General features: G+C 64.8%; 5 protein-coding genes and 2 pseudogenes. 4 read left to right on the top strand and 3 right to left on the bottom strand.

The features are described from left to right. The 4 genes and pseudogenes from ACLJQE_RS44470 to ACLJQE_RS44455 all read left to right on the top strand — a co-directional run. A pseudogene (locus ACLJQE_RS44470) lies at nucleotides 1-170 on the top strand (acyl-CoA dehydrogenase family protein); the annotation flags it as partial. A gap of 391 nt (nucleotides 171-561) precedes the next feature. Beyond that, a pseudogene (locus tag ACLJQE_RS44465) lies at nucleotides 562-1023 on the top strand (amidase family protein); the annotation flags it as partial. Further along, complete coding sequence (locus tag ACLJQE_RS44460; RefSeq protein ID WP_410645904.1) at nucleotides 1004-1264, top strand: amidase family protein; 261 nt, start codon at nucleotides 1004-1006, stop codon at nucleotides 1262-1264. The pseudogene ACLJQE_RS44465 and the gene ACLJQE_RS44460, both read left to right, overlap by 20 nt. Nucleotides 1265-1325: 61 nt before the next feature. After that, on the top strand, nucleotides 1326-3500 hold the full coding sequence (locus tag ACLJQE_RS44455) for an endonuclease NucS domain-containing protein (protein WP_410645903.1): 2175 nt from the start codon (nucleotides 1326-1328) through the stop codon (nucleotides 3498-3500). Between the two features lie 193 nt (nucleotides 3501-3693). Here the strand turns inward: ACLJQE_RS44455 and ACLJQE_RS44450 are convergent, their stop codons facing one another. The 3 genes from ACLJQE_RS44450 to ACLJQE_RS44440 all read right to left on the bottom strand — a co-directional run bounded on the left by ACLJQE_RS44450 (nucleotide 3694) and on the right by ACLJQE_RS44440 (nucleotide 6068). Beyond that, a complete protein-coding gene (locus ACLJQE_RS44450; protein WP_410645902.1) occupies nucleotides 3694-4002 on the bottom strand; it encodes a hypothetical protein in 309 nt (102 codons plus the stop codon). Then, the gene (locus ACLJQE_RS44445; RefSeq protein WP_410645901.1) at nucleotides 4002-4394 is read right to left on the bottom strand and encodes a hypothetical protein; all 393 of its coding nucleotides are present in this window, start codon (nucleotides 4392-4394) and stop codon (nucleotides 4002-4004) included. The genes ACLJQE_RS44450 and ACLJQE_RS44445 overlap by 1 nt, the downstream gene beginning before the upstream one ends. Nucleotides 4395-4943: 549 nt before the next feature. Next, entirely contained in the window at nucleotides 4944-6068 is a 1125-nt protein-coding gene (locus ACLJQE_RS44440) for a hypothetical protein (RefSeq protein WP_410645900.1), read from the bottom strand. Nucleotides 6069-6734: the final 666 nt, after the last annotated feature.

Genomic DNA, 6734 nt, shown 5'->3' with positions numbered 1-6734 from the left:
ACGTCATCAACGGCGAGAAGATCTTCGTGACGTCGGGCGAGCGCGCGGACGCGGTGGTCGTGTGGGCGACGCTGGACAAGTCCAAGGGCCGCGCGGCGATCAAGTCGTTCGTGGTGGAGAAGGGCACACCGGGCTTCAAGGTGGCGCGAACCGAGCACTCCGTCGCGTTGTCAATCGGTTCTCGGCGTCCACACACTACACGCTAGCGACGTTCGTGTGGGCGAACCTCAGTTGCCGGTAAAAGCCACGGCGGCGAAATCGGCTTAAGGTGTGGTTGTTGATGAACATTTGAGAATCGGTCATCGTCCTCCTCCCTTGAAGGCGGCAAGCCTACGCCGAGAGGTCTTCATGAGCCACCGAGTTCTCTACCGCAACCGCGACGACCCATGTCTTTGGCTCGAGAGGCATGTGCGCCGAAGGGAATCGGGATAGCGCGTCGAGACGCGCTGAGCTCGGGACGACCGCCGGCCGGAAACCGCCCGACACCAGAAACTCGCTGCCCGCCTTGGTCCACTCATCGGCGTCTGCCTGCGCGTCCCTGATGGTTGGGCGACGCTCGGGGTGGCCGGAAACCGGCAGTATCCGGTAACGGTCGTTCGAACGAACGAACGAGAACTCGGGGCCGCCGTGACCGCTACGAGCCTCGACTTCACGGACCTTGCCGCCCAGGTCGCGCAGCTCGCCGCCGGCGAAGTCACCTCCGCCGGGTTCACCGCGACCGCGCTCGGGCGGGTGCACGCGAGCCGGCCCACGCTCAACGCCTTCCGGCACATGCGTGACGACGCGGCCCTCGCGGAAGCGGCCGAGGTGGACGAGCGGCTGCGGGCCGGAGGGCGGAAGCCGCTGCTCGGCGTGCCCGTGGCGATCAAGGACGACGTCGACCTCACCGGCCTGCCCGCCGCGTTCGGCTGCGCCGGCGAGTTCCCGTGCGCCATGGCCGACGCGCCCGCCGTCGCGCTGCTGCGCGAAGCCGACGCGGTGATCATCGGCAAGACCAACACTCCTGAGCTGGGTCAAAAGGCCGTTCACCGAAGGGCCGGCGTTCGGGACCACACGCAACCCGTGGCACCTCGGGCGCACGCCCGGCGGTTCTTCGGCGGCCGCGGTGACGTCGGGGATCCTCGCGGCCGCGCTCGGGTCCGACGGCGCCGGGTCGGTGCGCATCCCGGCCGCGTGGACCGGACTCGTCGGCATCAAGACCCAGCGGGGCGGATCCCGACCGAAGGCGAGCTGTTCCACGGTCGATCTTGAGCTATCTTCGTGATCGAGGCACAGGTACGGGACGGGTGAGGGTTCCCGGCGACCATGCATCCCCGGGGGGCTTCGTGACCGAACCGCGCGAGACCGTCATCCGCGATCACCTCGCGCGGCGGCTCGACCTCGTCGAGCGCGGCCTGCGGCTGGTCGCAGTCGAGTACCCGTTGCCCAACGCAGCGGGTACTCGCGGCCGTATCGACATCCTCGCGAGGGACATCCACGACTCGTGGGTCGTGATCGAACTGAAGCGGTCTGACAAGACCGCGCGCGACGCCATCCACGAGATAGCGAAGTACAACGAGCTGCTTCGGCGGGAGAAGGGGCTGCGCCCGGACCGGATCCGGTCGATCATCGTGGCGACGACCTGGTCAGAGCTGCTGGTTCCGGTCAGCAACTTCGCTCGTGACTCTTCACATGACGTACGCGGCTATCAGCTCACAGTCGGACCGGACGGGGTACCGACCGGTGCCGAGCGCGTTGAGTTGTTGGCCGCAGCTACGGCGCCCCGGACGACCCCGGTGCACTTCATCTTCCACTTCTTCACCGAAGCCGACCGGGAGACAGGCTGGCAGCAGATCGTCGACCGTGCTGCCGAGGTCGGTGCGGGGGACTTGCTCGCCGCCGACTTCCGTCGGCGCGATGCCGCCGTCTCGCCGCAGTACGGGCTGTACTTCGCGGTGGGCAGAATGGATCCGGACTCCGCTCCGGAGGCACTCAAGGTCGCCGCCACCGAATCCGAAGGCGCACCGGGCTACCAGCTCGAGTACGAAGCACTGCGTCACATCCTCAAGCACGTTTTCGGAGCCAGCTCCGCTTCGGCTAGTCCGGGGACGCTGCGGCAGATCCAGGAAGATAGAAGCTGGGAAGTCGAGGGCTACCGGAGTTCGGGAGTGTTCGGCAAGCTCGCAGCCTCGAGCCAGCGTGATTTCTTCCGGGAGCTGAACGGCGACGATGGATTCGCCGAAGTCCACTATTTCGGTACCGCCCGGACCTCCGACCGTGGAAGGTGGCCGGTCTTCCTGACCGAGTACGAGAGCAGCCTCGCCTCCAATGAGGCCTGGCGGAATCTCGTCCGCTCCTGGCTCCAGGACGTCCATGCCTCGGGGGAAGAAGCCGATGTGGCACTCGACGTCTTCAACCCGTGCGACCTGATCAGCGCGATCGTACACGGCTGGCCGGACCACACCTGGCCGCTCATGCCGAAACTTGCCGCGTTCGCGGTGACGGAGGCAGGGCACGAGCGCAGGGCCATGGGAGCTCTCTACTGGGACGGACGTCCGGTGCCGGACATCGCCCGTCTGGTCCGGCTGCTCTACCCGGAGCCCACCAGCTGGCAGACCGCTCGGGCTTTCGGTGACCACCTACGTCGTGACCTTCAGCTGGTCGAGTCACTCGGCCTCCAGTATGTGCTCGTCGAGCACATCGGCGACGAAGTTCGCATTTGGCTCGTCGGCGAAGACGGTTCGCCTCGGGCGGTGTCGACTGTCGGCCAGCTACGGGCGGAAGGCTGGCCGAAGGGCACTGTTTTCGGGATGGACAACTTCTTCGCCGCACATCGAGGGCAGTTACGCGCACTGGCCACCGAATACCGGGACGCGTTAGGGATCTCCCCGTCCCTACCCGAGCCGTCGTTGCCCGATACCGCACTCACCGAGCCGGACGATCGGCCCGCACGGGTTCGTCATACCGAGCCGAGACCCGTGTCGCCGCCCGCCGAGTCGGACCTGAAAGACTGCTCCGAGCCGGCCCCGATGCGAGTGCCCGATGCGGTCGTTGGTGAAGCTCTCGTCACGATCGCCGATCTCAGCAAAGATGACTCCGAAAGATCGGTCGCCTGGCACGTGTGCGTGATCAGGGGGAAGGCGGCACTGATCGCCGCAGAAGAGCTTCTCGACACCCTGAAGACCTTGAACACCGGTACTGATGTGCGGCCTGGGCGGGCGCCCAAGGTCGAGGTAGCCGACGCAACGCGGTCCGACTACGTCCTGGGAACCTGTTACCTCGTGGGCGCCGAAGGGCTCCGGGACGAGCTGCGCCGTCGGGCTGCCGTCTCCTTGGTGATGCTGTGCCAAGAATCGGGATATCGCGAAGCCCGCAGACTGCTGAAGGAGGACACCTGGGCGTGGCTACCCCGGGTCGTGGGGCGGGACAGCTGGGCCAACTTGCTGGCCACCTACGTGGTGGACGACTGTTCGGCGCCCGGCGAGGTGCGCGACACCCTCGCGGCGCTGCTCGACTTGTGACGATCGTTAGCATCCCACATGGGCGTGTCCCGCCCGTTGGCTCTGAACGCCGGGCAGCATGTCGCTGGCCATCGGCGATGGCTACTCTAATTAGCCGTAAGTTCCGGACCTTACTGCGTGGATGTGGTTTCGACACTCACAACGCGACCGTCGGCGCGTCGTATCGAGGGCGTGCGATGGTCGCCTGCTGTCGTCATCGCAGAGTCGGTGGAAACTCCGATTGAGCGTCGCGTTCGTGCCTGATGCTCTGCGCCAGGTCGGATGGGTCGTCGATGAGGATTCCCGCGAGCGGTGCCGCGCGGCCGGTCACAGCTTGGTACATGCCGCGAGCGAAAGTGATGCAGTCGTAGGTGTAGAGGTTGTATCGCTCGGTGGTGTGGAGGCGGGCGTAGGCGATCCCCCTGGCCAATTCCCGCTCGGTCACCAGCGTGGTGTGCTGGACCTGTGCGCGGTGGCGGGTGTCGGGATGGAGGACCACACCGGTGACCGAGCCGCCCGTCATCAGCGCGTTTCGATCGCCGAGCTGCCATAAACCGCCGGGCCGGAGCCGGAACTGCTGACCGAGGCGCTCGCCCCGGCCGGCCAAAATCCCCAGGAATCGCGGCTGCCGTCCAGTCGGGCTACCTCGATCCAGGCGTGGCCGATGCCCTCGGTCTCCACGCTGAGGCAGAACCGGACCGTCCGTGCGTTCGGATCCGTGGGAGCTGCGGGCTGTCGCTGGGCCACGCTTTCGGGGCCGGCGGCGTTCGCCAGCAGCCGTTGCACCGCGCGATTGCCCGCATTCCGCTGGTACGCCAGCAGGACACGATGTTCTTCGCGGACGATGGGGGCCGGGGTCCGGAGCGGCCGGACGCCGATCGGTTTTTCCTGCCCCACCTGGATCCGTTCGTCCATCTCTCCGTTGTAGGTCACTCCAGTCCGGTCCGGTTAGGCCCGAAGGTTCTCGTAGAGGGGCAGCCGGAGATGTCCATAGGGGCGATCTGCGTGGTCGATCGGTTCGCAGATCTGCGGGTGCCGCTTAGGACAACATCTCGCCAGCCGGACTGGTGAATCAATCTTCGAATCGATTCTCGAACACCCAATTGGAGTCCCGTGAAAGCGCCTGTGGAGCTGCTAGTGTTACGCCATGAGGTCGCTGTGCTGCGCAGAGGCAACTTGAAACCTCGTCTGGACTGGTGGCGACGGTGGCGTCGCTGAATCCCTAGGCCCCTGGCTGCTCTACCTGCAGATTGTCAAGGCTCGACGAGCAAGATCGCGTGCGGCGAGATCGCGTGAGGTGTGAAGCTCCCATCACGCTTCGAGATGATCGCGAGTCCATGCGTCGTCGATGTAACGATCTAGCACGCGCTCACTGTCATGAAAGAGTGGGGTTCGGCGTTTATGGCGAAGCGGTGAGGTGTGGGCACGTACGGACGACCGACCTGTCGAATCGTTCGCTGCGACCTACTGGCTGGTTGATTTCCAGGAACCCAGAAGGTCGGCGACGCGACTGGTGACCGAGGTGACATCGCGGTCAAACTGATCCCAGCTGTTGCCGGGGTACACAGCCTCGATGATCCCGAACATGGGGAGCGAAAGATCGAGGTGGAGGGCCGGATTGCTCATCTCGTAATGCATGCATCGATTTCGTACCTGGCGGCCTCCGGATGAGAGTAAGCGCAGGGTCGCTGGGTCTTCCAAGAGAACCTGAAGACCTCGCGTCTCCGCGGTATTTGTACCCGGGTATCGGGCCAGAACGCGCTTGAGGGCGGTCAAGGAGTGGTACAGGGTAATGGTGCGTGCTCGAAAACCAGCTTGCTCGTGGTTTACCGTAGTGCGCGGCAGGACTGTCCGTGCTGTGTTCAGGTCTCCTTCGATCAGGAGTAGCAGCGCCTTGAGAGAGCTCGGGAATTCCGGTTCGAAACGATGACGGAAGTATCTGGAGACGCGTCGATCCCGGTAGTTGATTTCGAATCCGTGACTGAGGTCGATAGTGGCGGTTGGTCTGCCGGTGTTCAGCGCGGCTACTCCCAGCACCGCCATGGTCGCTCCCCACTCTTCAGACACAGCTCGGAGGTCTTCGCCGGAGATCGTGCCCACGTTCGTGATGTCGAGTCCGAGCCGGTAGGCCGTTGGTACAGTCGCTCCGATTAGTCGATCCTGGCAGAGGAAGAGGCCGATATCGCTTTCAAGCCAGCGCGCCCATCGGAACGTGTTGCCGGTAAGCCGGTTGTGATGATCTTCGAGTATCTGCTCAAGTTCGCTGAGGACATCGTCGTCGCTCTTCTGAGTGTCGTCGAGTAACTTTGTGGCATGCCGTGCCATGGCGGTGATCTCGGCGTACTGCTCATTCAATAGGACGGCGAGTTCAGGTATGCCTACGTGTGGTCTCGGAGAGCGGAGGAGGATTGCACCTTCATAGGCGATGCGGACGAAGTGGTGACCCAGCAGCAAGGGGAGGTACGCAGCGTTGTCGCCGCCTGCTTCCTGCCCCGAGAGGACGACGTCCATGGCCCATCGGGCGTCTTCTTCGAGCATCTGGCGCGCCGCATGGCCCCGGAGCTCTGCTGATGAGTCGTCAGTGGACATGATCGCGACAGTACCGGCCGAGACCGTATAGGGCGGAAATCCGGGAAGCCTCAGCGCTCAACGTGGCGTGGGTCGTGGTCGTAACGCAGACTGGTGCGGTCGGCGGCGTGGGCGGACCGCCCAGCATTTCCCGACTGGGTGAGCACGTGAGGATGCCGCGGGAGTTGTCTGGCATCGAGGTGCTTGGTCATCGCACTTATCGCGGACGGTGCCTGCTGCGGTCGCACGAGCATCCCGTGCGCGCTGGCGCTGTACCGGACGCTGTGAGGTTCGGCGCGCACGTCTTGTGCGCTGATCTGGTCACGTTGGTCGCCGTCGCCATGTCTCGCATGTGCTGGCGTAGATGTTGTTGTCAACCTTTCCGTGCCAGATTTGACCGCGGTATAGCGGATTGAGCAGCCCGCCTCGAATGTTGAACGCTGGATCAGCCTCGCCTCGAGGTCAGCGTCTCGACGCCAAGGCTCTCTGCACCCATCTAGTTCTCTCGGGACGAGCGGGGACGCCGTCGTCAGGCAGGTTGCGCGCCCGCAATCTTCAAGTCGTCCAGTTCGCCCCCGCGCGCAGCGTCTTGTAGACGATGCCGCCGCCGAGGAACGACTTACCACCACCCAGGCCCGCCACCATGGCCGTGAGGCCGGAACCGTCGCGGATCTCCTGGGCCATCCA

Source organism: Amycolatopsis sp. lyj-346 (assembly GCF_046548975.1).
Taxonomy (GTDB): domain Bacteria; phylum Actinomycetota; class Actinomycetes; order Mycobacteriales; family Pseudonocardiaceae; genus Amycolatopsis.
The sequence above is the reverse complement of the archived record's forward strand: the minus strand, read 5'-3'. Positions and strand labels throughout refer to the sequence as shown.

Coding starts and splice junctions, on each gene's coding strand:
- ACLJQE_RS44450 (WP_410645902.1), bottom strand. CDS start 4,002: ATGACGGGCGGCTCGGTCACCGGTGTGGTCCTCCATCCCGACACCCGC.
- ACLJQE_RS44445 (WP_410645901.1), bottom strand. CDS start 4,394: ATGGACGAACGGATCCAGGTGGGGCAGGAAAAACCGATCGGCGTCCGG.
- ACLJQE_RS44440 (WP_410645900.1), bottom strand. CDS start 6,068: ATGTCCACTGACGACTCATCAGCAGAGCTCCGGGGCCATGCGGCGCGC.